The 24227-nt window shown below is 72.3% G+C and carries 24 protein-coding genes; 17 read left to right on the top strand and 7 right to left on the bottom strand.

The window, feature by feature from the left end; translation table 11 throughout:
- Positions 1-4 precede the first annotated feature (4 nt).
- Complete coding sequence (locus BIU91_RS15975; protein WP_071406239.1) at positions 5-448, top strand: SRPBCC family protein; 444 nt, start codon at positions 5-7, stop codon at positions 446-448.
- Positions 449-523: 75 nt separating this feature from the next.
- Here the strand turns inward: BIU91_RS15975 and BIU91_RS15970 are convergent, their stop codons facing one another.
- Positions 524-1342 (bottom strand): shikimate 5-dehydrogenase, encoded by an 819-nt coding sequence (locus tag BIU91_RS15970; RefSeq protein WP_071406238.1) that lies wholly within the window; start codon positions 1340-1342, stop codon positions 524-526.
- A gap of 95 nt (positions 1343-1437) precedes the next feature.
- Between BIU91_RS15970 and BIU91_RS15965 the strand changes: the two genes are divergently transcribed.
- From BIU91_RS15965 to BIU91_RS15955, 3 genes are all read left to right on the top strand, one after another.
- Positions 1438-2364 carry an NADP-dependent oxidoreductase gene (locus BIU91_RS15965; protein WP_071406237.1) on the top strand — a complete coding sequence of 309 codons (927 nt, stop codon included), beginning with the start codon at positions 1438-1440 and terminating at the stop codon, positions 2362-2364.
- Between the two features lie 98 nt (positions 2365-2462).
- Positions 2463-2657: a PspC domain-containing protein gene (locus BIU91_RS15960; protein WP_027466823.1), complete on the top strand. Its 195-nt coding sequence runs from the start codon at positions 2463-2465 to the stop codon at positions 2655-2657.
- A 34-nt stretch (positions 2658-2691) separates the two neighbouring features.
- Positions 2692-4098, top strand: coding sequence for an L-serine ammonia-lyase (locus BIU91_RS15955; RefSeq protein ID WP_071406236.1), 1407 nt, complete (start codon positions 2692-2694; stop codon positions 4096-4098).
- A gap of 35 nt (positions 4099-4133) precedes the next feature.
- Here the strand turns inward: BIU91_RS15955 and BIU91_RS15950 are convergent, their stop codons facing one another.
- Genes BIU91_RS15950 through BIU91_RS15930 form a run of 5 tightly spaced genes read right to left on the bottom strand, consistent with a single transcriptional unit; the run spans position 4134 to position 8911 of the window.
- Complete coding sequence (locus tag BIU91_RS15950) at positions 4134-4970, bottom strand: class II fructose-bisphosphate aldolase (protein ID WP_084741358.1); 837 nt, start codon at positions 4968-4970, stop codon at positions 4134-4136.
- Positions 4967-6010 (bottom strand): PfkB family carbohydrate kinase, encoded by a 1044-nt coding sequence (locus tag BIU91_RS15945; protein ID WP_071406235.1) that lies wholly within the window; start codon positions 6008-6010, stop codon positions 4967-4969. Before BIU91_RS15945 ends, BIU91_RS15950 begins: the two co-directional genes overlap by 4 nt.
- On the bottom strand, positions 6007-7125 hold the full coding sequence (nagA, locus tag BIU91_RS15940) for an N-acetylglucosamine-6-phosphate deacetylase (protein ID WP_071406234.1): 1119 nt from the start codon (positions 7123-7125) through the stop codon (positions 6007-6009). Before nagA ends, BIU91_RS15945 begins: the two co-directional genes overlap by 4 nt.
- Positions 7122-8033, bottom strand: coding sequence for an ROK family protein (locus BIU91_RS15935; protein WP_071406233.1), 912 nt, complete (start codon positions 8031-8033; stop codon positions 7122-7124). Before BIU91_RS15935 ends, nagA begins: the two co-directional genes overlap by 4 nt.
- Complete coding sequence (locus tag BIU91_RS15930) at positions 8033-8911, bottom strand: SIS domain-containing protein (RefSeq protein ID WP_071406232.1); 879 nt, start codon at positions 8909-8911, stop codon at positions 8033-8035. Before BIU91_RS15930 ends, BIU91_RS15935 begins: the two co-directional genes overlap by 1 nt.
- A gap of 133 nt (positions 8912-9044) precedes the next feature.
- Here BIU91_RS15930 and BIU91_RS15925 point away from each other — a divergent pair, with 133 nt between their 5' ends.
- The 13 genes from BIU91_RS15925 (at position 9045) to BIU91_RS15865 (ending at position 23540) form a co-directional block, all read left to right on the top strand.
- A complete protein-coding gene (locus tag BIU91_RS15925) occupies positions 9045-9833 on the top strand; it encodes a DeoR/GlpR family DNA-binding transcription regulator (protein WP_027466817.1) in 789 nt (262 codons plus the stop codon).
- 147 nt (positions 9834-9980) lie between these two features.
- Positions 9981-11222, top strand: a complete 1242-nt coding sequence (locus tag BIU91_RS15920) for a Gfo/Idh/MocA family oxidoreductase (RefSeq protein ID WP_071406231.1) — start codon at positions 9981-9983, stop codon at positions 11220-11222.
- Between the two features lie 23 nt (positions 11223-11245).
- Positions 11246-12571, top strand: coding sequence for a sugar ABC transporter substrate-binding protein (locus tag BIU91_RS15915; protein ID WP_084741355.1), 1326 nt, complete (start codon positions 11246-11248; stop codon positions 12569-12571).
- Positions 12572-12580: 9 nt separating this feature from the next.
- Positions 12581-13558 (top strand): carbohydrate ABC transporter permease, encoded by a 978-nt coding sequence (locus BIU91_RS15910; RefSeq protein WP_027466814.1) that lies wholly within the window; start codon positions 12581-12583, stop codon positions 13556-13558.
- Complete coding sequence (locus BIU91_RS15905; RefSeq protein WP_071406230.1) at positions 13555-14415, top strand: carbohydrate ABC transporter permease; 861 nt, start codon at positions 13555-13557, stop codon at positions 14413-14415. Before BIU91_RS15910 ends, BIU91_RS15905 begins: the two co-directional genes overlap by 4 nt.
- On the top strand, positions 14412-15185 hold the full coding sequence (locus BIU91_RS15900; RefSeq protein WP_071406229.1) for a hypothetical protein: 774 nt from the start codon (positions 14412-14414) through the stop codon (positions 15183-15185). Before BIU91_RS15905 ends, BIU91_RS15900 begins: the two co-directional genes overlap by 4 nt.
- A 34-nt stretch (positions 15186-15219) precedes the next feature.
- Positions 15220-15414 (top strand): hypothetical protein, encoded by a 195-nt coding sequence (locus tag BIU91_RS15895; RefSeq protein WP_017887924.1) that lies wholly within the window; start codon positions 15220-15222, stop codon positions 15412-15414.
- A gap of 54 nt (positions 15415-15468) precedes the next feature.
- Positions 15469-17154, top strand: a complete 1686-nt coding sequence (locus BIU91_RS15890) for a bifunctional 3'-5' exonuclease/DNA polymerase (RefSeq protein ID WP_071406228.1) — start codon at positions 15469-15471, stop codon at positions 17152-17154.
- A gap of 43 nt (positions 17155-17197) precedes the next feature.
- On the top strand, positions 17198-18016 hold the full coding sequence (locus BIU91_RS15885; protein ID WP_071406227.1) for a phosphatase PAP2 family protein: 819 nt from the start codon (positions 17198-17200) through the stop codon (positions 18014-18016).
- Between the two features lie 130 nt (positions 18017-18146).
- On the top strand, positions 18147-19760 hold the full coding sequence (locus BIU91_RS15880; RefSeq protein ID WP_071406226.1) for a serine/threonine-protein kinase: 1614 nt from the start codon (positions 18147-18149) through the stop codon (positions 19758-19760).
- Between the two features lie 85 nt (positions 19761-19845).
- The gene (locus BIU91_RS15875; protein ID WP_253183783.1) at positions 19846-22998 is read left to right on the top strand and encodes a GH92 family glycosyl hydrolase; all 3153 of its coding nucleotides are present in this window, start codon (positions 19846-19848) and stop codon (positions 22996-22998) included.
- Between the two features lie 34 nt (positions 22999-23032).
- A complete protein-coding gene (locus tag BIU91_RS15870) occupies positions 23033-23263 on the top strand; it encodes a hypothetical protein (protein ID WP_017887929.1) in 231 nt (76 codons plus the stop codon).
- Positions 23264-23327: 64 nt separating this feature from the next.
- Positions 23328-23540: a hypothetical protein gene (locus BIU91_RS15865; RefSeq protein ID WP_139179591.1), complete on the top strand. Its 213-nt coding sequence runs from the start codon at positions 23328-23330 to the stop codon at positions 23538-23540.
- Between the two features lie 110 nt (positions 23541-23650).
- Here BIU91_RS15865 and BIU91_RS15860 read toward each other — a convergent pair whose 3' ends face one another.
- Positions 23651-24178, bottom strand: coding sequence for a GNAT family N-acetyltransferase (locus BIU91_RS15860; protein WP_071406224.1), 528 nt, complete (start codon positions 24176-24178; stop codon positions 23651-23653).
- Positions 24179-24227: the final 49 nt, after the last annotated feature.

The following is a 24227-nucleotide window of genomic DNA, read 5'->3' as shown; positions in this document are numbered from 1 at the left end:
CACCATGGCGAAGAACGTCCGCATCCTGCACTGCCGTCCCGAAGCCGTCTTCGACGTGCTCGGCGACGGGTGGCTCTACACGACCTGGGTGGTCGGGGCCTCGCGCATGCGCAAGGAGGAGTCCGGTTGGCCGCAGGTCGGTACCCACCTGCACCACTCGTTCGGCGCGTGGCCGATCGTCATCAACGACGTCACGACGTCGCTGGTGTGGGAGCCGCCGCACCGCATGGTCATCCAGCCGAAGGGCTGGCCCATCGGCGAGGCCCGCGTCGAGCTGACGGTCGAACCGCACCGGCACGGCTGCAAGGTCACGATCACCGAGAACGCGGTGGCCGGGCCGGGTTCGTACGTGCCCGACTTACTCATGCAGCCGCTCATCTGGATCCGCAACCGCGAGACGCTCCGCCGCCTCGAGTGGGTGGCCGTCGGGCGCGCGGCGAACGCCTGAGACGTCCCCACGAACGGACGGGAGGCCCGTGGCGGCACCGCCACGGGCCTCCCGTCCGCCCTGTGGGCGCGTCGACTACTCGGCGCGCGAGAACTCGCTGGCCCGCGCCACCTGGTCGTCGGTCAGGGCGACACCCGTGTACCGCTCGAACTGACGGGCCGCCTGCAGGGCGATGACCTCGGCGCCGGTGATGACGTGCTTGCCGGCGTCGCGGCCCGCCCGCACGAGCGGGGTCTCCGACGGGAACGCGACCACGTCGAAGACGGTGTGCGCCGCCTCGATCCGTTCCGGCGCGAAGGCGAGTGCGTCCTGCTGGTCGCCGCGCATGCCGAGCGGGGTGACGTTGACGACCAGGTCGGTCTCCCCCGCCTCGCGCTCGTCGGCGACCCACTCGTAGCCGGACTGCGACGCCAGGGCCGGGCCGGTCTGCTCGTTGCGGGCGACGACCGTCAACCGGTCGAAGCCGGCGCCGCGGAACGCCGCCGTGACGGCCTTGGCCATGCCGCCCGAGCCGCGGAGCAGCACCCGCGAAGCCGGGTCGACCTGGTGCGACCCGAGCAGGGCGGCGATCGCCTCGTAGTCGGTGTTCGACGCGGTGAGCACGCCGTCGTCGTTCACGACCGTGTTGACCGACTGGATCGCGGCGGCGGAGTCCTCGATGTGGTCGACCAGCGGGATGATCGCCTCCTTGAAGGGCATCGACACCGAGCAGCCGCGGATCCCGAGCGCGCGGATGCCGGCGACGGCGCCGGGCAGATTGGTCGTGGTGAACGCCTTGTACAGGAAGTTGAGGCCGAGCTCGTCGTACAGGAAGTTGTGGAACCGGGTGCCGATGTTGCTCGGTCGCGCGGCCAGCGACATGCAGACCTGCATGTCCTTGTTCAGGATGGGCATGCCCCCAGTCTCGCACCCTCTCCCTTTCGCGTCCTCGCAGGGATGGAGCGGTCCACACAGACCGGGTGCCGCGCTCCGGGGTAGCGTCGGTTCCGATGACTGAGATCCCGGAGACCATGCGCGCTGTCCGCTTCGACGAGTGGGGTGACCGATCGGTCCTGCACGTCGCCGAGGTGCCCGTTCCCGAGGTGACGCCCGGGCGGGTGCTCGTCCGCGTCCGCGCCGCGGGCATCAACCCCGGTGAGTCGGCCATCCGCCAGGGGGCGTTCGGCGGCGACCTGCCGTCCGGGCAGGGCACCGACTTCGCCGGCATCGTGGTGGCCGTCGGGGCCGAGGTGGACGGCGTCGACGAGGGCGAAGAGGTCATCGGCTGGTCGTGGGACCGCGCCAGCCAGGCCGAGTACGTCTCCGTGCCGGCCGTCCAGGTCGTCCAGAAGCCACGCCTGCTCGACTGGACCGTGGCGGGTGGCCTCGACGTCATCGCGACCACCGCGGCCGCAGCCGTGCGTGCGGTCGACCCGCGTCCAGGCGAGACCGTCGTGGTGTCCGGCGCCGCTGGCGGGGTCGGCGGCTTCGTCACCCAGCTGCTCGCGAACGAGGGCATCGACGTCATCGCCGTCGCCTCCGAGGCGAACCACGAGTGGCTCCGTTCCAAGCGTGCACGGCCGGTCGCGTACGGCGACGGCCTGCAGGAGCGCATCACCGAACTCGCGACGAACGGCATCGACGCCGTGATCGACACCCACGGCGCCGAGTACGTCCGGCTCGGCATCGCCCTCGGGGTGCCGGTCGACCGCATCGAGACGATCATCGCGTTCGACGAGGCCGCCGAGGTCGGCGCGAAGGCCTCGGGCAGCGCGGACACCGCCGACCCGGAGATCCTCGGGGCGCTCGCACTGGAGGTCGCGAACGGCGCCATCGAGGTGCCGATCGCCGCGACCTACCCGCTCGACCGTGTGCAGGACGCCTTCGAGGAGCTCGAGCAGGGCCACACCCGCGGCAAGATCGTCCTCATCCCCTGATCCCAGGGCCGGTCAGGGCCGGTCCGGGGGTTTCCCCCACCACGCTCGGGGTGCGTCCCGGATGCGCTCGACCGGCGGCGTTGCGTAGCGTCGTCGGTATGAGCACACTCTCCCGTCCCCGCAACGGTCGTCTGCTGGCCGGCGTCTGCGCCGGTCTCGCCGATCGCTTCAACCTGTCCCGCACCCTGGTCCGGGTGGTCTGGGTCATCCTGAGCTTCTTCCCCGGGCCGCTGTGGATCGCGTACGTCGTGCTGTGGTTCGTGATGCCGCCCGAGGGTGGTCGGCGGCGCTGAGCACCGGTCCGTCCGGACGGGTTAGTGTGGCGGCGTGCCGGTCTCCGTCTTCGATCTGTTCAGCGTCGGTGTCGGCCCCTCGAGCTCGCACACCGTCGGGCCGATGCGGGCCGGTGCCGAGTTCGCCACCCTCGTCCGTGGCCTGCCCGTCGCGTCCGTGGTGGTCGACCTGTACGGGTCCCTCGCGTCGACCGGGCAGGGTCACGGCACCCTCGGTGCCGTCGTCGCCGGGCTCATGGGGTCGCACCCGGAGACCGTCGACCCCGATGCCATGGTCCTCGCGCTCGACGCCGTGGAGCGCGACGCTGTCCTGCGGCTCGACGGCGGTGCGAGCGTGCCGTTCCGCCTCACCGACATCGTCCTGCACCCCCTGACGATGCTGCCCCGGCACCCGAACGCCATGCGGCTGCGCGCCCGTGACGCCGCCGGTGCCGACCTGGCGGACGAGACCTACTACTCGATCGGTGGTGGGTTCATCGCACGGGACGAGGCGGCGGAGCCCGCGGCCGACGCATCCGCTGCCGTCGCCGGTGCCGCGATCCCGGTCGACGACGCCGTGCCGTACCCGTTCTCGAGCGGCGCCGAGCTGCTCGCCGCGTGTGCCGGTTCCGGCCTGCCGATCAGCGGCGTCGCCCTGGCGAACGAGGCCGTCACCCGGACGGACGCCGAGATCCGGTCCGGATTGCTGGGCATCCACGGCGTGATGGAGTCGTGCGTCGACCGATCCGTCCGCCGGGGCGGGTGCCTGCCCGGGGGACTCGACGTCCGCCGCCGCGCCGCCACCTGGCACGAGCAGCTCACCCGCGAGGACCCCGACCACGACCCGCTGTTCGCGATGGAGTGGGTGAACCTCGTCGCCATGGCGGTCAACGAGGAGAACGCCACCGGAGGCCGCGTCGTCACCGCCCCGACGAACGGCGCAGCCGGCATCATCCCCGCGGTCCTGTACTACGCGCTCACCTACGTGCTCACGGTCGCCGACGCCCCCGCCGCTGAACGGGACGACGCCGTCGTGCGGTTCCTGCTCACCGCCGGGGCGATCGGGTCGATCTACAAGGAACGGGCGTCGATCTCCGGTGCCGAGGTCGGCTGCCAGGGCGAGGTCGGTTCGGCGGCGTCGATGGCGGCTGCAGGGCTCGCCGAGGTCCTCGGGGGCACGCCGGAGCAGGTCGAGAACGCCGCCGAGATCGCGATGGAGCACAACCTCGGGCTGACCTGCGACCCGATCGGCGGCCTGGTGCAGATCCCGTGCATCGAGCGGAACGCGATCGCGGCGAACAAGGCGATCAACGCCGCCCGGATGGCCCTGCGCGGGGACGGAGTGCACCACGTGTCGCTCGACCAGGTCGTCGAGACGATGCGGCAGACCGGGGCGGACATGTCGTCGAAGTACAAGGAGACCGCGATGGGCGGGCTGGCGGTGAACGTCCCGCTCTGCTGAGCGCCAGCTCGCGCCCGTTTGCGCCCGCTCGCGCGTCAGGCGTGCAGGAGCGTCAGCAGCCGTGCCGTCTCGGTGGCGATGGCGTCCCGGCCCGCCGACACGTACTTGCGCGGGTCGACGACGTCCGGCCGCTCGTCGAGCACGGTACGGAGCGCACGGGTGAACAGGCCGTTCAGGTGCGTCGAGATGTTGATCTTCGTCATCCCCGCGTGTACGGCGCCACGGAGTTCACCGTCGGACAGGCCCGAGGACCCGTGCAGCACGAGCGGCACCGGCACCGCGGCACGGAGGCGCTCGACCAGGTCGCGGTCCACCGAGGCCTCGCGGGTCTGCATTGCGTGCGAGGTCCCCACCGCGACCGCCAGGGCATCGACCCCGGTGTCAGACACGAACGCGGCGGCGTCGGTCGGATCGGTGCGGACGCCCGGGGCGTGCACGCCGTCCTTGCCGCCGACCTCGCCGAGCTCGGCCTCGATCGCGACGCCCGCGGCGTGACACCGAGCGGCGAGCTCGCGGGTCGCTGCCACGTTGGCGGCGAAGTCCAGGTGTGAACCGTCGTACATGACCGAGTCGACGCCCAGGTCGACGCCGGCCGCCACCAGCTCCGGGTCCTCGATGTGGTCGAGGTGCACGAGGACCTCGACGTCGGCGGCACGAGCGACCGCCTGGGTCGCGGTCGTGATCGGTGCGAGGCCGCCGTGGTACCGGACGCAGTTCTCGCTGATCTGCAGGATCACCGGCAGCCCGGCCAGCTCGGCGCCGGAGACGATCGCCTCGGCGTGCTCGAGCAGCACCACGTTGAACGCACCGACCCCGCGGCGTGCCGTGCGGGCGGTGTCGAGCAGGCCGGTGAGGGCGAGGTCGGTGATCATGCGGTGGTCCTCGTTCGGTCGTGGGCGGGAGCAGGCGGGGTGGACAGGAAGCGGTGGACGTCTGCCGGGTCGACCGCGCCAGCCACCGGTTGGAGGACGGCGGCCGCCCCGTGTGCGGCGGCGGACCGCAGGGCTCGGAGCAGGGTGGCGTCGTCGGGGGCCGGGACGCTGCCGTCGGGCGCGGAGAGGCCAGCACCGACGAGGACATCGACCAGGACACTGACGAGTCCGGCGGTGGCTGCGTCGCCGGCGCCGGTCGGGTTGCCCGAGACCCCGGCGACCGCCGGCACCTCGAGCACGTGCTCGGTGGTGTGGGCGGCGATGCCGTCGGATCCGCGAGAGACCACGACGACCGTCGCGCCGAGTCCGAGGAGCCGGAGTGCCCCCGAGCGCTCGTCGTCGGCGCCCGTGGCCTCGAGCAGTTCCTCGCGGTTGGGCTTGCAGACCGTCGCGCCGGCCGACGCGGCAGCCAGCAGCGCGGTGCCTGAGCAGTCGACCACGGAGAGCACACCGCGGCGGCGGGCGGCGGTGACCCAGCGGGCGACGACCGCGGGGTCGGTGTCGCGGGGCAGGGAGCCCGACACGACCAGGGCAGCGGCGGGCGGGGCATCGGCGGCACCGCGGGTACTGGCGGCACCGGTGGCATCGCTGGCATCGCCGCCGAGCAGTGTCTCGACCGCGGCGGTGACCGTGTCCCACTCGTCGGGGCTGAGCACGGGTCCGGGCTCGCCGAACATCGTCGGGTGGGCGAGGTCGTCCACCACCGTCACGGTCGTGCGGGTCTCGCCACGGACGGCGACGTCGGTGTGGATGAGCCCGAGGCCGTCGAGGGCGTGGGCGATCCAGCGTCCGCCGTCGCCGCCGAGGGGCAGCACGGCGTGGGTCGGTATGCCGGTGGCGGCGAGGACCCGCCCGACGTTCAGGCCCTTGCCGCCGGGGCACCGCTGGACCTCGAGCACGCGCTGGGTCTCGCCGATGCACTGTTCGGCGACCCGGTAGGTCACGTCGACGGCCGGGTTCGGGGTGACGACGAGGATCATGCGACCACCGCCGTCGGCAGGGCTCGGATGCTGCCGTGGTCCGGGTCGAGCACGACCAGGTCGGCGGGGGCGCCCACGCTGAGCGGTGCCGGGGCCCCGAGCAGGCGTGCCGCACGCCCCGCGGACGCCGCGACGACCTCGGGCAGGTCGGTCCCGGCGTCGAGCAGGCGGCGGACGGCGTCGGCGACCGTGATCGTGCTGCCCGCCAGCGACGAACCGTCGGCGAGCACGGCGAGCCCGTCGCGGACGGTCACCGCCGATCCGGCCACCGAGTACGTGCCGTCGGGGCAGCCGGTCGCAGCCATGGCGTCGGAGACCAGGACCATCCGGCCCGGAGCACTGCGCTGCACGAGGGCGACCGTCACGGGATCGAGGTGGTGGCCGTCGACGATGCACTCGAGCAGCACACGGTCGTCGGAGAGCGCGACCCCGACCGGCCCTGGCGCACGGTGGTGCAGCGGGGGCATCCCGTTGAACAGGTGGGTGACGAGCGAGGCCCCGGCGTCGACCGCGCGGCGGGTCTGCTCGGCGGTGGCGTCGGTGTGGCCGATGGCGACGACGACCCCGGCGTCGACGAAGCGGGCGACGGCGTCGAGTGCACCCGGAAGCTCCGGCGCGAGCGTGACGATCCGCAGGGCGCCACCCGCGGCGTCGCAGTAGGCGTCGACCTCGGCGGGGTCCGGGGCGTGCAGCAGGTCGACGCGGTGCGCCCCGCGACGGGCGGGCGCGAGCCACGGCCCCTCCAGGTGCAGTCCGGCGAGCGTGCCGTCGGCGACGAGCGGCCGGAGCCGGGTGAGGGCCGCCACGGTGTCCGCGCGCTCGCCCGTGGCGATGGACCCGACCAGGGTGGTCGTGCCCCGTGACCGGTGGTGCCCAGCGGCGGCACGGGCGTCCTCGGCGGAGCACCCGGCGAAGTCGTGCCCGAGCGCGCCGTGGGCGTGCAGGTCGACGAAACCGGGCACGACTGCGCCGTCGACGGTGACGGCGGTGTCCGTGCGCATCGGGGACCCGGTGCCGGTCGCCAGCACGGTGTCGTCGTCACCGATGACGAGCCAGCCGTCGTGCAGGTCTGCCTGGGCCGTGACGATGCGATGGGCCCGGACGAGGGTGGTCACAGCAGGACCCCGGTCTCGGTCTCGAGCAGCGCGCGTGCGAGGATCCCCGCTCCGATGGCGCCGGCTGCGTCGCCGTGCCGGGCGGGGACGACGACGGGGACACGGACGCCCTGCAGGCGCTCCGTGACGGCGTCGCGCAGCGGGTCGAGCAGCAGCGGCCCCGACTCGGCGAGTCCCCCGCCGACGATGATGGTGTGGACCCCGGCGACCGCGGTCGTCCAGGCGAGCGCGTCGGCCAGGACCGCGACGCAGTCGTCCCAGACCGCACGGGCTGCGGGGTCGCCCTGGCGGACCAGGAGCATGGCGGCGTGAGCGGACGGCGCGCCGGAACGACGTGCGACTCCCCCGGCGGACGCGATCTCCTCGACGCGGTGGCCCGCGTGCGGACCGGTCTGGATGCGGACCTGCCCGATCTCCCCCGCCCAGCCACCGCCGGACACGACGACGCCGTCGACCACCAGGGCGCTCGCGAGCCCGGTGCCGACCGGCACGAACGAGACCGACCCCCGCGAGAGCGCCGGGTCACCGGCCCGGACCTCGGCCAGGGCGCCGGCGCGGACGTCGTGGCCGAAGGCGAGCGGCACGTCGATCCCGTGACGCAGGAGCTCGGCACGGACGAGGTCACGCACCGGGACGTCGCGCCACCCGAGGTTGACGGACAGGTCCACGGTGCCGCGGGTCTCGTCGACGACGCCGGGGGTCACCACCCCGATGGCTCCGAGCGGCGCCCGTCGGGTGGCCTGTGCGGCCAGTTCGGCGACGACGGCGGCGAGGCGCTCGGCGCCCGGGTCGTCGCGCGGCGTCGGTACCCGAGTCTCGTCGAGGACGAGTCCGTCGGCCGTCGTCAGCCGGGTCTTGATGCCCGTGCCGCCGACGTCGACCCCGAGCACCGCGCCTGCGCCACCCATCAGGTGAGGATGACCGACCGGGTGAGCGACCGGGGGTTGTCCGGGTCGAGCCCGCGTCCCTCGGCCAGGGCGACGGCGAACCGGTGCACCACGACGAGTCCGGCGATCGGGTCGAGGTCGTGCTGGACGAAGCGGGCGCCGGTGGCGGCGACCTCGTCGGCCAGGCCCTCGGGTGCCGTGCCGAGCGACCAGACGAGCCGGCCGGGCTGGGCGATCGCGATGGGACCGTGCCGGTAGTCCATCGCCGGGTAGGACTCGGCCCAGAACTGCGCGGCCTCACGCGTCTTGAGCGCGGCTTCGAACGTCAGGCCGACTGCGGCCCCACGACCGACGAACGAGACCTGCTCGGCGTCGAGCAGGTCGTCGATCGGCACCGTCAGCGCGGTCTCGGCCTGGGCTGCGAGCGCGTCGACGTCGTCACCGATGGACGCCCGCAGCAGTGCGAGCGTCGTGGTGGCGAAGCGGGTCTGGACGACCGAGCGCTCGTCGGCGAAGGGCAGGGCGACCACCTGGTCGGCGACGGCCGCGGCAGGGCTGTCGGCGACGGCCGTGATCAGGACGGTCCGCTGCGACGGCAGGGCCTGCAGCAGGTCGACGATCTCGGTCGTCGTGCCCGAGCGGCTGATCATGAGCACGCGGTCGTACTCGCGGGACGCGGGGTACTCGGATCCGGCGAAGGCATCGGTCACACCGAGGCCCGCCTGCTCACGGGCGACGGCGTAGCTCATGGCGATGAACCAGCTCGTGCCGCAGCCGATCACGGCCACGCGTTCGCCCGGCTGGGGGAGCGCGTCGGCGAAGGTCGGCAGGAGCGCGGCGGCTGCACGCCAGGTCTCCGGTTGCGAGGCCAGTTCAGCGCTCACGAAGGTGTCGGTCATGGGAGCCTTCCGGGTCCGGATCGATCCGGGTGATCGATGATCAGGAAGCGTAGCGATCGATCGTGCGCAAGGGAAGGGGAAAACGTCATTTTCGATCACCGGGCGACGGTGGCGACGCCGTAGGATGACCGTCATGACCCCCCAACAGCGGCTGAACGCCCTGCTCGAACTGGTGAGCGAACGCGGCAACGTGTCGATCGCCGAGATCGGGGAGCTGCTCGGGATCTCCGCCGCGACGGCCCGCCGTGACCTCGCGACCCTCGCCGACCAGCGGCTCGTCACGCGCACGCACGGGGGCGCGGCAGCACTCGGCGCCGGGTACGAGCTCCCGCTGCAGTACAAGATCGCCCGGCAGGCCGAGGCGAAGACGGCGATCGCCCGCGCGGCCGCCCGTTTGGTGCAGCCGGGGGAGACCGTCGGGCTCAACGGCGGGACGACCACGACCGAGGTCGCGCGTGAACTCGGCAAGAGCGAGCGGTTCATCCGCGCCGACGGCGAGTTCGGCATCACGATCGTGACGAACGCCCTGAACGTCGGGTACGAGCTGTCCGTCCGCGCCAACGTGAAGATCGTGGTCACCGGTGGTGTGGCGCGGCGGCAGTCCTACGAGCTCGTCGGGCCGCTCGTCCGGGACACGCTCGACGAGTTCGCCCTCGACCTCGTGGTGCTCGGTGTCGACGGCCTGACCGGCCAGTACGGCGCGACGACCATGCACGAGGGCGAGGCCGAGGTCAGCCGCCACTTCGCCTCGGTCGGACGACGGGTCGTCGTGGTCGCCGACTCGACCAAGATCGAACGGTCGACCTTCGCCCGGATCTGCCCGCTCGACCGCATCGACGTCCTGGTCACCGACCAGCCGGTGCCGGCCTCGTTCGCTGCTGACCTCGCCAGCGCCGGCGTGGAGCTCGTCGTCGCCGACTGAGCGCCCTCTGCGGCCACCCCGGAGCGGTCCGGACGTTTCGATCGTGTAAAACCCTCCCCGGCACGGATGCGTGAGCGATCCGTGAGCGCCTATTGTGCATTCATGATCGATTCGGCATCATGGGCGTCACATTCACGCAAGGGAGCGATGAGCATGGGCGCTGACAACGCAGGACTCCGCGTCGCGGTGATCGGGATGGGCCAGCGGTCCGCCATCGCCCGCCACGTGGCCGAGGCAACCGCGGACGACCCGTCGCTGCAGGCCCGGGTCGTGGCCGTCGCGGACGTCACCGCGGCCGGCCGGGACCGCGGGCACGACGAGTACCCGGACGCCCTGGTGGTCGAACACCACCGTGACCTCACCGGCCACGTCGACGCGGCCATCGTGACCACGCCGGACTGGACCCATGCGGAGATCGCGATCGACCTGCTCCGCGCGGGCATCGCCGTCTACCTCGAGAAGCCGCTGGCCATCACGGTCGAGGACGCCGACGCCGTCCTGAACACCGCGGCGGAGACCGGGACGCCGCTGTACGTCGGGCACAACTTCCGGCACGCCGCCGTCGTCCGCCTGATGCGCGAGATCGTGGCTCGCGGCGAGATCGGCCAGGTCAAGGCCGTCTGGTGCCGGCACTTCGTCGGCAACGGTGGCGACTACTACTTCAAGGACTGGCACGCCGACCGCAGCAAGGTGAACTCCCTGCTCCTGCAGAAGGCGAGCCACGACCTCGACGTCATCCACGCGCTCGGCGGGGGTGACACCGCCCGGGTCGTCGGGATGGGCTCGCTGTCGGTCTACGGCGACGTCACCGACCGGCGCGACCGCAGCGGCGAGCTCATGGGGGACTGGTTCTCCCACGACAACTGGCCGCCGCTCGCCCAGACCGGGCTGAACCCCGTCGTCGACGTCGAGGACGTCTCGATGGTGATGATGACGCTCGACAACGGCGTGCAGGCCAGTTACGAGCAGTGCCACTTCACCCCGGACTACTGGCGGAACTACACCGTCATCGGCACCGAGGGACGCCTCGAGAACATCGGCGACACCGGTGGTGGCGTCGTGAAGGTCTGGACGCACCGCCGGGGCTGGGACACCGCGGGGGACCGCGAGTACCCGATCGACGGCGTCGAGGACGGGCACGCCGACGCCGACCTGCTCACCATGACCGAGTTCCTGCGGTCCGTCGCGTTCGGCGAACCGTCGGAGCTGTCCCCGATCGCGGCCCGTGCCGCGGTCGCCGCGGGCGCGCTGGCCACGCGCTCGCTCCGCAACGGGTCCGTCCCCATCGACGTCCCGCCCCTGCCGGCCGAGACCATCGCGCACTTCACGTCGAACCCCCCGCACTCCACCCCCTCCACCCCGCATCCCGCCCAGACCGTCGGCTCCTGACGGCCGTGCGAAAGGACACCCCGATGACCGCACACATCCCCACCCGAGGAACCGGCGTGCGCCGCGTCCTCCTCGGCGCCGTCGCCGCACTCGGCGCGGCAGCGCTCCTGGCCGGCTGCTCCTCGTCGTCCGGAGCGTCCGGCTCCGGCGGCGACTACGAGGCCGCGCCGAAGGACACCAAGGCGTCCCTGACCTACGCCGTCTGGGACGAGAACCAGGTCAAGGCCATCAAGGCCAACCTGAAGGGCTTCAACGAGGAGTACCCGGACATCAAGGTGAGCGTCGACGTCACGCCGTTCGCCAACTACTGGACGAAGCTGCAGACCCAGGGCTCGAGCAACACCCTGCCCGACCTGTTCTGGATGAACGGCCCGAACTTCCAGCTGTACGCGGCCAACGGCAAGCTCGCGCCGATCACCGGCGAGGTCGAGTCGGGTGACATCGACGCGTCGAAGTACTCGAGCGCACTCAACGACCTGTACACGTACGACGACACCCAGTACGGCGTGCCGAAGGACTTCGACACCATCGGCGTCTGGGTGAACAAGTCGCTGTTCGAGCAGGCCGGCATGGACCTGCCGTCCAAGGACTGGACCTGGGACGACTTCCAGCAGACCGGCGCCGAGCTGTCCGAGAAGCTGCAGGCGAAGGGCGCCTACGGGGCAGCCGGCGGCATGGACGGCCAGACGACGTACTACAACACGATCCTGCAGGCCGGGGGATCGGTCGTGAACGCGGACGGCACCGAGTCCGAGTACGCCACGAAGGCCTCCGAGGACGGCCTGCAGTTCTGGACCGACCTGATCGACTCGGGGGCATCGCCCTCGATCAAGCAGCTCACCGACACCACGGCCGACCAGTGGTTCACCTCGGGCAAGCTCGCGATGTACCAGGGCGGCAGTTGGTTCCGCTCCGCGCTGACCGGCACCGAGCTCGAGAAGGACGTCGTCGCCTACCCGCTGCCCAAGGGCAAGGAGCAGGCGACCGTCATCCACGGGGTCTCGAACGTCGTGTCCGAGGCGAGCAAGGACAAGGCAGCCGCCCAGGCGCTGCAGGTCTACCTCGCGGGCAAGACGGCCCAGCAGCAGCAGGGCGACATGGGCGCGGTCATCCCGGCGTACGAGGGCACGCAGAGCGCCTTCACGAAGACGATGCCCGACGCCGACCTGCAGGTGTTCCTCGACGCGGTGGACTACGCGAAGCCGCTGCCGGTGTCGAAGAACACCGCGGCCTGGAACACCCTCGAGACCACCCTGCTGCCGAGTGCCTTCGACGGATCGAAGCCCGTCGACCAGGTGGCAGAGGACCTCGCACAGAAGATGGACGCCGCCCTCGCCAAGGAAAAGTAGGACCCGCGCGTGACGATCAACACCGAGCGGCCCCCGGCCGCAGCCACCCCCGCCCGGACGACACGTTCGTCCGGGCGGGGTGCCCCCGCTCCGCGAGCCGACGGCGGCCGAGCGCCACGACGGACCGACGGCTGGTGGCCGTGGCTCTTCGTGCTCCCGTTGCTCGTCGGCGTCGGCACCTTCTACATCTGGCCGATCATCCAGACGTTCTGGTACTCGTTCACCAGCTGGGGCGTCTTCGGGGGCGCCACGTTCACCGGCGTCGCCAACTACGTCCGGCTCGTCGGTGACCCGCAGCTCTACCAGTCGCTGCTGAACACGGTGATCTACACCGTGATCGTCCTCGCCGGGATCCCGATCGCGGTGTGGCTCGCCAGTCTGCTGAACACCCCGGGGCTGCGGTTCGCCCAGTTCTACCGGGTGCTCTTCTTCCTGCCGTACGTCGCCATGCCCGCGGCGATCGCCCTGGTCTGGCGCATCATGTACAACGGCGACTACGGCATCGTGAACTGGTTCCTCGGGAACTTCGGCATCGACGGCCCGTACTGGATCTCGACCCCCGGCTTCGCGCTGATCGCGGTGAGCCTGGTCGGCCTCTGGTCCTCCCTCGGGTTCTCGATGATCATCCTCGGCGCCGGGCTCAAGGACATCCCGCCGGAGCTCTACGAGGCCGCGGAGCTCGACGGCGCGAGCCGGTGGCGGCAGTTCCGGTCGGTGACCGTGCCGTTGCTCAGCCCGAGCATCTTCTTCGTGGTGATCGTCACGACGATCTCGAGCTTCCAGCTGTTCGACCTGCTGTACGCGATCCTCGGCAGCACCAACCCGGTGATCCCGAAGACGATGTCGCTCGTCTTCTACTTCTACAGCGCCGGGTTCATCGACAACGACAAGGGCTTCGCGGCCGCGATCGCGATGGTGATCTTCCTGCTCATCGGCATCGTCACGCTCGTGCAGTTCCGCGTCCAACGGAAGTGGGTGCAGGGATGACCGCCACCGTCACACCGCCTCGGGCCGCACGCCGACCCGGCCGTCGCGGCGGCAGCCACTGGTGGATCCACGTCGTGCTCGGCATCGGCGGGTTCGCGATGGCCTTCCCGTTCCTGTGGCAGATCATCATGTCGCTCTCCACGAACGCGCAGGTGCAGTCCGTCACGCCGGTCTTCTGGCCGGGGGAGCTGCAGTGGCAGAACTACGCGCAGGTCTTCGAACGCCTGCCGTTCCTCAGCCAGCTCGGCACGTCGGTGTACGTCACGATCATCCGCACGATCGCGCAGATCGTCCTGTGCACGCTCGCCGGGTACGCCTTCGCCCGGATGCGGTTCCGCGGCCGGGCGGCACTGCTCGCGATCGTGCTGTCGATCCTGCTCGTGCCCTCGCAGGTCTACCTGATCTCGCAGTACCAGATCGTGCAGGGGCTCGGCTGGCTCGACACCCTGATGGGGATCGTCGCACCCGGGCTGTTCAGCGCCTTCGGTACGTTCCTGATGCGGACCGCGTTCCTGAACATGCCGCCCGAGCTCGAAGAGGCAGCGCGGATGGACGGCGCGAACCCGTTCCAGACGTTCTGGCGGATCATGCTGCCCCTGGCCCGTCCCTCGATCAGCGTGCTCGCGATCACGACGGTGCTGTGGTCGTGGAACGAGCTGCTCTGGCCGCTCGTGGTCTCCACCCGCGCCGAGGACATGCCGCTCGCAGCCGGCCTCGCGACGCTGTCGAGTGACCGCACGATCGACTACCCGGTGCTGATGGCCGCCAGCCTGATGGCGATGGCGCCGGTGCTCATCATGTTCGTCGTGCTGCAGCGTCGGGTGATGGACGGGCTCGCGTCGTCCGGTCTGAAGTGACCACCGCGACCCCCGGCCTGGAGGCCCGCCCCGCGTCCGTCGCGGTCCTCGCCGCCGCCGTGGGGTCACCGGACGACTCCGCGACGGTGGCGGCCGCACTGGCCGCCACCGTCGCCGACGCCGGGCCCGCGGAGCGGGACGCGCTGTTGGTGGCGGGGCTCCGCGCCGCGGTGCCGGACAGCGCCGACGCGCTCGCGGAGCGGGGCCTCCCGCGCGCGCTCGCCGAGGCCTCCGTCGCCGACGTCGACCGCAAGCTCGCACGCTACGGTCTGCACGGCACCGGGGTGGAGTGGCTCGTCGCCGTGGTGACCGGGCGCGTGGTGGCCGTGGGGCGCCTCCAGTTCGAACTCGGCGACCACCTGGCGGACGGCACGCCGGCCTGGGGCGTGCACGTGCCGGAGACCGGGCCGCTCGACCCGGTGGCCTGCGACCGCTCGTTCGCCCGCGCACCCGAGGTCCTGCGCGGCCTCGCACCGCAGCTCGCTGCCGACCGGTGGCAGTGCCGCTCCTGGATGCTCGACCCGGGGCTGCCCGCCGCGCTCGGTCGCGATGCCAACCTCGTGCACTTCGCCCGGCGCTTCCGTCTCGTCCCGCCGGGGGAGCACGACGCGACCGAGGGGGACTCCAGTGTCGCGAAGTTCGTCTTCGGGGTGCCGCTGGCGACCGCACGGTCCGCGGCGCCGTCCGGTCGGTTGCGCGCGGCCGTGCTCGACCGGTGGGCGAGCGGTGGGCACTGGACCGAGCGGACCGGCACGGCGCCGGTCGCGTGACCGCCCGCAGCCGCGGCCGCGTACCGTGCACGGCATGACGAAGCCCGACCACGACCACCTCGACGACGGCGTCGACATGACGTTCGAGGAACGCCGACAGGACACGTTCCGCCGCATGTCCGGATCTGACGAGCACGACGCCGATCCGCGGGTCGAGGTCTCCCGTGCCGAGGACGGCGACGTCCGCATCGACGTCGCCGACACCGCGGCGGTCCGACCCGGCGAGTGACACCCGTTCCGGCCCTGGTCCGCCGGGGTCGGTGGGGCACGGCATGATCGTGTCGTGCACCTCGTCCTCCGCCGCGTCGACGGCGGCGTCCTCGCGACGCCCCTGACCGACGCGGGGACCGCCGGGGGCGAGCCGATCCGCCTGGACGAGCCGGGCCTCCCGGCCTTCGTCGCGGACCACGACGCACCGGGCGTGCGCTGGGTGTGGGACGACACCGCGCGCTGGTACCCGGCCGTGCTCGCTGCAGGTGGGCGAGTCGGACGCTGCGTCGACCTGCGCCTCGGTCGTCGTGTCCTGCGGGCCGCGCTCGCGGCACGGGGATCCGCGCTCGCCGCTGCGCCGGCAGATGCCTTGGACGCCCCGGTCGCGGAAGCCCGCGTGGTCCGGCCGACGCAGGCCCAGCTCTTCGACGACGCCCTGTTCACCGCCGCTGCGCCCGACGACGAGGTCGACCCGGTGGCGGAGTTCCGCTCCCAGCTCGCCGCGGTGGCGGGGTCGAGCGCTCCCGGTGCCCTCCGTCTGCTGCTCACCGCGGAGTCGGCCGGTGCGCTCGTGGCGGCCGAGATGCTGCTCGCCGGGCTGCCGTGGCGTGCCGACGTGCACGAGCGGCTGCTCGAGGACGCCCTCGGGCCGCGCGTGCCCTACGGGGTGCGGCCGCGACGCCTCGAGGAGATCGCCGCCGTCGTGCGCGAGCGCCTCGACGACCCCGGTCTCAACCCGGACTCGCCCGCCGACGTCCTGAAGTCGCTGCGCCGGGCCGGCCTGATGGTCACGAGCACGCGGAAGTGGGAGCTGCAGGAGATCGAGCACCCCGTCATCGAGCCGCTGCTCGAGTACAAGCGCCTGGCGCGACTGCTCACCGCCAACGGCTGGACCTGGCTCGACGACTGGATCCGCGACGGCCGGTTCCACCCGAAGTACGTCGTCGGCGGTGTCGTCACCGGTCGTTGGGCGGCCGACGGCGGGGGAGCGATGCAGTTGCCGAAGGGCATCCGCGGGGCGGTCATCGCCGACCCCGGGTGGAAGCTCGTCGTGGCGGACGCCGCACAGCTGGAGCCCCGGGTGCTCGCCGCGATGTCCGGCGACCGGGCGATGGCCGCGGCCGGCGACGGGCGCGACCTGTACGACGGCGTGGTGGCGTCGGGGGCGGTCGAGACCCGGCAGCAGGCGAAGGTGGCGATGCTCGGTGCGATGTACGGGGCGACCCAGGGCGAGGGCGGTCGGCTCGTGCCACGCCTGGTCCGGGCGTTCCCGCAGGCGCTCGACATGGTGGAACGGGCGGCCCGTGCGGGGGAGCGCGGCGAACCCGTGACGACGCTGCTCGGGCGGACGTCACCGGTGCCCGAGGACTCGTGGTTCGAGGCCCGGAACCAGGCCTACACGGTCGAGGGGACCCCGGCGATGCAGCGTGCGGTCGAGTCGCGCGCCCGGAGCTGGGGGCGGTTCACCCGGAACTTCGTGGTGCAGGGGACGGCGGCGGAGTGGGCGCTCGCGTGGATGGGGTCCCTGCGCTCGCGGCTGATCGCGCGCTTCCCCGGAGCCGTGACGGACGGGCCGCACCTGGTGTTCTTCGTGCACGACGAGATCGTGGTGCACGCCCCGGCGGAGCACGCTGAGTGGGTGGCGCAGCAGATCCGGGAGGCCGCCGTCGATGCCGGACGGTTGTTGTTCCAGGACTTCCCGGTGACGTTCCCGCTGTCGGTCGGGGTGGTGGGGGCGTACTCGGAGGCGAAGGACTGAGGCGGCCGGGACGGCTCCCGGCGGCTTCGGGCAGTGTGGACGGATGCAGACCGAACGCGGGGACGCCGCCGACCGCACCGTTGGCGAAGTCGACCTGACCCGTTGGCGCTCCCGTGCCGGCCGCAGCGTCGCCGAGGCGTGGACCGCGCTCGGCAAGCGCTTCGGCGCCATGCCCGTCCTGCTGCTGACCCTCGCCATCGGCCTGGGCGTCGCCGTCCTCGCCACGTGGATCGCCTCCGAGGTCTACGACGCCGTGCGGGAAGCCGACGACGTCGCGGTGCTCGACCGCCCCGTCCTCGACTGGGCGCTCACACTCCGATCACCCACGGCGGACACGCTCGTCACCTGGTGGACCGACATCGCCGGCACGATCGGGATGCCGATCGTCGCGCTCGGATTCCTGGTCGGCTTCACGATCCAGCGCCGTGCGTGGACGCCACTGGTGCTCCTGGTCGCCGCGAGCGGTGGTTCGTTGCTCATGACGATCGCGGGCAAGGACCTGATCGGCCGTGCACGTCCGCCGCTGTCCGACGCGGTGCCGCCGTACGAGACGTCGCCGTCGTTCCCGTCGGGGCACACGCTCAACTCCACGGTGATCGTGGGCACCATCGTGTACCTCCTGCTCCTGCGGCAGTCGCGCGTCGTCACCCGGGTGTGGACGATCGTCGTGGGCACCCTGTTCGTGCTGTCGGTGGGGGCGTCGCGGGTGTTCCTCGGGCACCACTGGCTGACCGACGTGCTGGCGGCGTGGGCGCTCGGACTCGCCTGGCTCGCCCTCGTGATCACGGCGCACCGGTTGTACCTGACGGCGCTCCACCACGGTGCCGAGCCCGCGCCGGACGTCGACCGCATCACTTCGTGAGCAGAAGACGTCGGGTCGCTCGCCCGCACCCGACATCTTCTGCTCACGAAGTCGCCGGGCCCCGCCCCGCCGCGCGCCAAGCGCCCCGAACGGCAGAGCGCCGTCAGCCGCGACCGGTAGGTTGCCGGGCATGGAAGAACGGGTCTTCGGCGGCAGGTACCGCGTCACGGGCACGCTCGGACACGGTGGCATGGCGTCCGTGTACCGGGCGGTCGACGAGCAACTCGGTCGCGAGGTCGCGGTCAAGGTGTTCCGCATCGGCCCCGTCGACCGCGGTGAGCGCGCCCGCGCCGAGGCGGAGATCCAGACCCTCGCGACGCTGCGCGCCCCCGAGCTCGTCACGCTCTTCGACGCCGCACTCGACGACGTCGACGGTGACTCGTACCTCGTCATGGAACTCGTGCCGGGCAGTGACCTGGCGACCCGTCTGCGCGAGGGCCCGCTCGACCCCGCGACCGCTGCCCGCCTGGGTGCGCAGGTCGCCGACGGCCTGGCCGCCGTGCACGCGCAGGGGATCGTCCACCGTGACGTGAAGCCCGCGAACGTCCTGCTCGAGAGCGACGGCCGGCACGTCAAGCTCGCCGACTTCGGGATCGCCCTGCTCCGTGACGCCTCACGCGTGACGGGGACGGGGACCGTGATGGGGACGGCGGCGTACCTGGCCCCGGAGCAGGTCCTGGCGAAGGAGATCACCGGCAAGGCCGACGTCTACTCGCTCGGGCTCGTGCTGCTCGAGTGCATGACCGGCCGCCAGCCGTTCCCGGGCAGCGCGGTCGAGTCGGCTACCGCCCGGCTCACCCGTTCGCCCGAGATCGACCGGCAGCTGCCCACGGCCTGGCGCACCTTGCTGCACGTGATGACCGCGCAGGACCCGGCGGAGCGACCGACGGCTGCCGAGGCGGCCGAGCGCCTGCGTGCGCTGGGCCGCGACGAGCCGACGAACGCCACGCAGCTGCTGCCCGGCACGCCCGGTGCGGTGACGTCCGCGGCCGCCGGTGCGGCTGGTGCCGCGGTCGGCGCCGGTGCCGCCGCAGCGGCGAACGCCGACGACCGGACGCAGGCGATGCCGGCGAGCGAACTGCCGAACGGCGGCGCGCGTCCGGGCGACGACGCCACCCGCGTCCTCGACACCCAGCGTCCGAACCCCGCCGACGACGTCTCGACGACCGTCCTCGGCGCCCAGGCAGCCGACCGCGGCGCATCGGGCCCGAGCGGTCCGACACCGCCACCGGTCACGCCCCGACCGGTCCGGGGCGACCAGCCGGAGGACCAGCCGGAGAAGAAGAAGCGCGGACCGCTCATCGCCGCGATCATCGTGATCGTCCTGGTGCTCATCGGCATCGGGGTCGCGGTGTTCGCCCTGAACGGCGACGACGACGGCACCCCGGCCCCGACGGACACCACGTCGACCGCGCCGACCGAGCAGCAGCCGTCCGAGGACCCGGGCGAGGAACAGCAGCCGAGCGAACCCGCCGAGCAGCAGCCCTCGCAGGAGCAGCAGCAGCCGTCGCAGCCCGCCGAGGAACCGAGCGAGCAGCCGAGCGAACCGACCGAGCCGGAGCAGCCCACGCAGGACCCGCCCGTCGGCCCGGAGCCGAGCACCCCGGCCTCGAACCCGGTGCAGGAGCCGCAGGACGGTACGGGCGCGGCTGACACGGGCGCGGCCGACACCGGCGCGGTCAACACCACGTCGGGCACCGCCCCCGGCAAGTCCGGTAGCGCACCGGGACACAACAAGGACTGACGACGAGCACTGACGACGAGCACTGACGACGAGCACTGACACGCCGGGGTTTTCGTCCAGTCCCTGGAGCAAATAGGCTCGTTCCGTGCGAGAACTGCAACGGAGCGGTGGCCCGACGACGGCCGTGGCCGCTCGGAACGGTGTCGGCTTCGGTTCGGCAGAGGCCTGGTTCGTCGAGCGACCAGCGGGAGCGTCCGTGGCCGAGGCGATCGTCCCCGGTTTCACCGGACGCACCATCGCCACCGGCGACGAGCTCTCCTGGGTCTGGTTCCCCGAACGGACCCTGCCCGACGGGGCGTCGGAACCGACGGAAGCAGACCTGCCGCACTTCTGGGACGCCACGGCCTTCGCCGTCGACGTCGTCTTCACCGACGGCTCGCGGCTGCGTGACCACCCCGGGGTCCGCGACCAGTACGGCGACGCGGTCACCCCGGACGCGCAGGATGCGGCCCGCAAGCAGTGGGTGGACCAGTGGAACCGCCGCGCGGTCGACCTCGCGCCGTTCGCGGGGCTGGTCGTCGACCGCCTGGAGGCCCGGCTCGGCTCCGACACGTCGGCGGCGGCCACCGACGGCGAACGTCCCGCACTACGCGGCTGGCTCGACGCCGTCCGGATCGGTCCTGCGCGTCCGACCCCGACGACCCCGCTCGGCCACGTCCGGACGACCCGGGGTACCCAGGCGTCCTCCCGGTTCTCCCGCGGCAACAACGCCCCGCTCGTCGGCGTCCCGCACGGCGGGGTGTTCGGCCTGCCGATGACGGACGCCTCGAGCAACCGCTGGCCGTACGCGTACCAGGAGCACGACCGGCTCGACGACCAGGGGCGACTCCGTCCGGCGATCCAGGCCTTCGCGACGAGTCACATCCCGTCGCCGTGGATGGGTGACCGCGGGGTGTTCCAGGTGATGCCCTCGCCACTCGACACCCCCGATGTCGACCGGTCCGCTCGCGCGCTCGGGTTCGACCACGAGGACGAGCAGGACGGCCCGCACCGCTACCGGGTCGCCCTCGAGCACGGTGTGACGGCCGAGCTGACCGCGGGGGAGTTCGCCCTCGGGTTCCGGTTCACCGGCACCCGCAGCGTCGTGCTCGACCACCACGGCCGGGTGTCCGACGTCTCCGTGACGATCACCGACGGCACCGCCGTGGTCGAGGCCGTCCTCGACGACCGCCCCGGCACCCCGCCGCACCACGTGCACCTGCGGGTCGCGGGGGTCACCGCCGACCACACGACGATCGGCGAGCACGAGCTGCGCGGCTGGCTGTCCGTGGGAGAGGCCAGCGGCACGGCCGGCCGGGTCGACGTCCTGCTCGGCATCTCGACCGTCTCGATCGAGGACGCCCGCGCGAACCTCGACGACGCCGGCTCGTTCGACGCCATGCGGTCCCGTGCCGAGGCGCTGTGGACCGAGAAGCTCGCGACGCTGTCCTTCGACGGCGCGAGCCCCGACCAGCTGACGAGCCTGTACTCCGGCCTGTACCGGCTGTTCCTCTACCCGAACCGCGCCGGGGAGGCTGCCCTGACCGGTACCCCGCGGCACCGCTCCCCGTACGGCGACGTGCTGGCGGACCCGATCCGCGACGAGCCCGGGCCGGAGATCGTCGAGGGCCCGTTCACCACCACGAACGGCTTCTGGGACACCTACCGCACGGCCTGGCCGCTCCTCGGACTCCTGACCCCCGAGACCGCTGGCGAGCTCGCGCAGGGCTTCGTCGAGCACCACCACGACGGCGGGTGGACGCCCCGCTGGAGTGCCCCCGGTGCCGAGGACTGCATGACCGGCACCACGAGCGACACCGTCTTCGCCGACCTCGCGGTGAAGGGCGTGCGCGGCTTCGACCTGGCCGAGGCGTACCGGAGCGCGGTGCGGAACGCGACCGTCCCGCCGCGTGACGAGCGCGTCGGACGCAAGGGGAGCCTCCCGGGCGCCTTCCGCGGCCACGTCGACACGGCGACCCACGAGGGGATGTCGTGGACCCTGGACGCGGCCATCAACGACTGGGGTCTGGCCGTCATGGCGGGCCTGCTCGCGTCACGGGCGCGGACGCCCGCCGACCTGTCCCGTTACGAGGCCGAGGCCGAGTGGTTCGCCCGCCGGTCCCTGCAGTACCGGCACGTCTTCGACTCCGAGCGCGGGTTCTTCATCGGCCGCGACCCGGACGGCTCGTGGCGGGTCGGCACCGAGTTCGACCCGCGCGACTGGGGCGACGACTACACGGAGACGAACGCGTGGGGCACCGCGTTCACGGCGCCGCACGACGGCGCCGGCGTCGTCGACCTGCACGGCGGGCCGGAGCGCTTCGACGCCGCTCTCGACGCGTTCTTCGCGACCCCCGAGACCGGCGCGTTGGCGCGGTCCGGCTCGTACGGGTTCCCGATCCACGAGATGACCGAGGCCCGCGATGTCCGGATGGGCATGCTCGGGCTGTCGAACCAGCCCGCGCACCACATCCCCTTCTTCCCGATGTTCACCGGGCGCCACGACGACGCGCACCGCATCGTCCGCGAGTCGCTCGAGCGGCTGTTCGTCGGGTCCGACCTCGGCCAGGGCTACCCGGGTGACGAGGACAACGGTGAGATGAGCGCCTGGTACGTCTTCGCGACCATCGGCCTGTACCCCCTGGCGCCGTCGACCGGCACCTACGTGCTCGTACCGCCGTCGGTCCGCAGGACGGTGCTGCGACAGCCGGGAGGATCGCCCACCGTCATCGAGATCGCCGCCGGCTCCGCAGGCCGGTACGTCGCGTCGGTGACGGTCGACGGCTCGCCCTGGACCTCGGTCACCATCCCGCACAGCGTGGTCGTCGCCGCGTCGCGGATCGAGTTCACCCTGTCCGACGAACCGCAGGGATGGGCGTCGGACACCCGCCCCGTCTCGGCCTCCGACGTGCACGGCTACCGGGACGTCCCGGTGGACGTCCTGCCCGTCGGTGCCTCGGCGCTCACCGACGACACCGGCCGCACCGTCACGGTGCTCGCCGCGGGGGGGTCCGTGTCCTTCGACGTGTCGTGCCCCGCCGCCTCGTTGTACACCGTGACGGTGGCATCGCCGGGGTCCTACTCGTGGCAGGTCGGCCTCGACGACGCCGTCACCGCGGTCGACGGTGCCGAGTTCTCGTGGGCCGGCCAGACCCGGGTGTTCCGCATCCTCGGCGGCGGTTCGTCGTTCACGTTCACCGCCGGCACCGACCTGACGCTGACGCAGCTCGAGCTCATCGCGGCCGACGGACAGCGTTGACCCGGCGTTCACCGAGCGGGAGCATGCTCGCCCCATGTCGATGAGCGCACCGTTCGATCCCGAACAGCAGGGCCGGTCCATCCCCGTGGACGGCAGTGACGAGTCCGAGCTCGAGATGGAGGAGGACCGCGGCGCCGACGTCGGCGACGACTCCGCTGACCCGAGCGTCTCGCCCGTCAGTCACCACGACGAGGACGAGGCCGGCGGCGGCCCGGTGTTCCGGCGTCCGCACGCCGGTGAGCGGCTCCACCCGGACGACCTCTGACCGTTCCGGGGGTCCTCCGGGCTTTCTTGGGCGATTGCCAAGCGGCTCGGGCATGCTCGTGCGCATGTCGATCGCGAACTCGTGGGACCCGTCCGGTGGCCGTGCAATCCCGGAGGACCAGGTCCGTCAGGACGGGCTCGAACTCGACGAGGACCCGGCGATGCTGGGGATCTCGTTCGACGTCGTGGGTGGTGCCTCCGCCGACCCCGCCGGGGTGTCCCCGGTCGACGTGAACGTGCCGACGCCGAGGTCTGCGGGTTCCGCCTCCGACGACTAGCGCGCCTGGTCGAATCGGGCGTACCTGGTCGAATCGGGCATACCTGGTCGGAACTTTTCACCAGGTACGCCCGAAAGCACCTTGCATCGCACGCGTTCTGGGAAAGAACGTCAGCGCGCGGAAGGGTCGGGGACCCGGTACTTGAACCCGACGTGCGAGCCGGTGAAGCCGAGGCGCTCGTAGAACCGGTGCGCATCGGTCCGTGCGGCGTCGGAGGTGAGCTGCACGAGCGGGGTCCCGAGGGCCGGTGCCGCCACGTCGGTCACCCAGCGCATCAGCGCGGTCCCGATGCCGCCGGAGCGCAGCGCACTGCTGACCCGCACCGCCTCGACGAGCAGTCGGGTGGCACCACGACGAGCCATCCCGGGGATCCGGGTGAGTTGCAGCGTCCCGACGAGCCGCCCGTCGGCGTCCTCGGCGACGAGCAACGCGTTCGCCGGGTCGTCCACGATCGACCGGAGGGCCTCGGCGTACTGCGGGCGGTCCTCCGGCGCGGCGACGTCACCCCGTGCGGCGCTGATCGGGTCGTCGGACAACAGCGCCATGAGCGCATCGAGGTCCTCGTCCACCGCGTCCCGCAGCGTCAGTTCGCCGGAGCGTGTGGTCAGGCGGACGGGCAGGGCGAGGTCGTGGAGCACGACCCCACCCTGCCCGACCCCACCCTGCCCGACCCCACGGGGCGGTCCC

The sequence above is a fragment of the Curtobacterium sp. MMLR14_002 genome, from assembly GCF_001864975.1.
GTDB classification, from domain to species: domain Bacteria; phylum Actinomycetota; class Actinomycetes; order Actinomycetales; family Microbacteriaceae; genus Curtobacterium; species Curtobacterium flaccumfaciens.
This window is presented reverse-complemented; position numbering and strand designations above follow the sequence as displayed.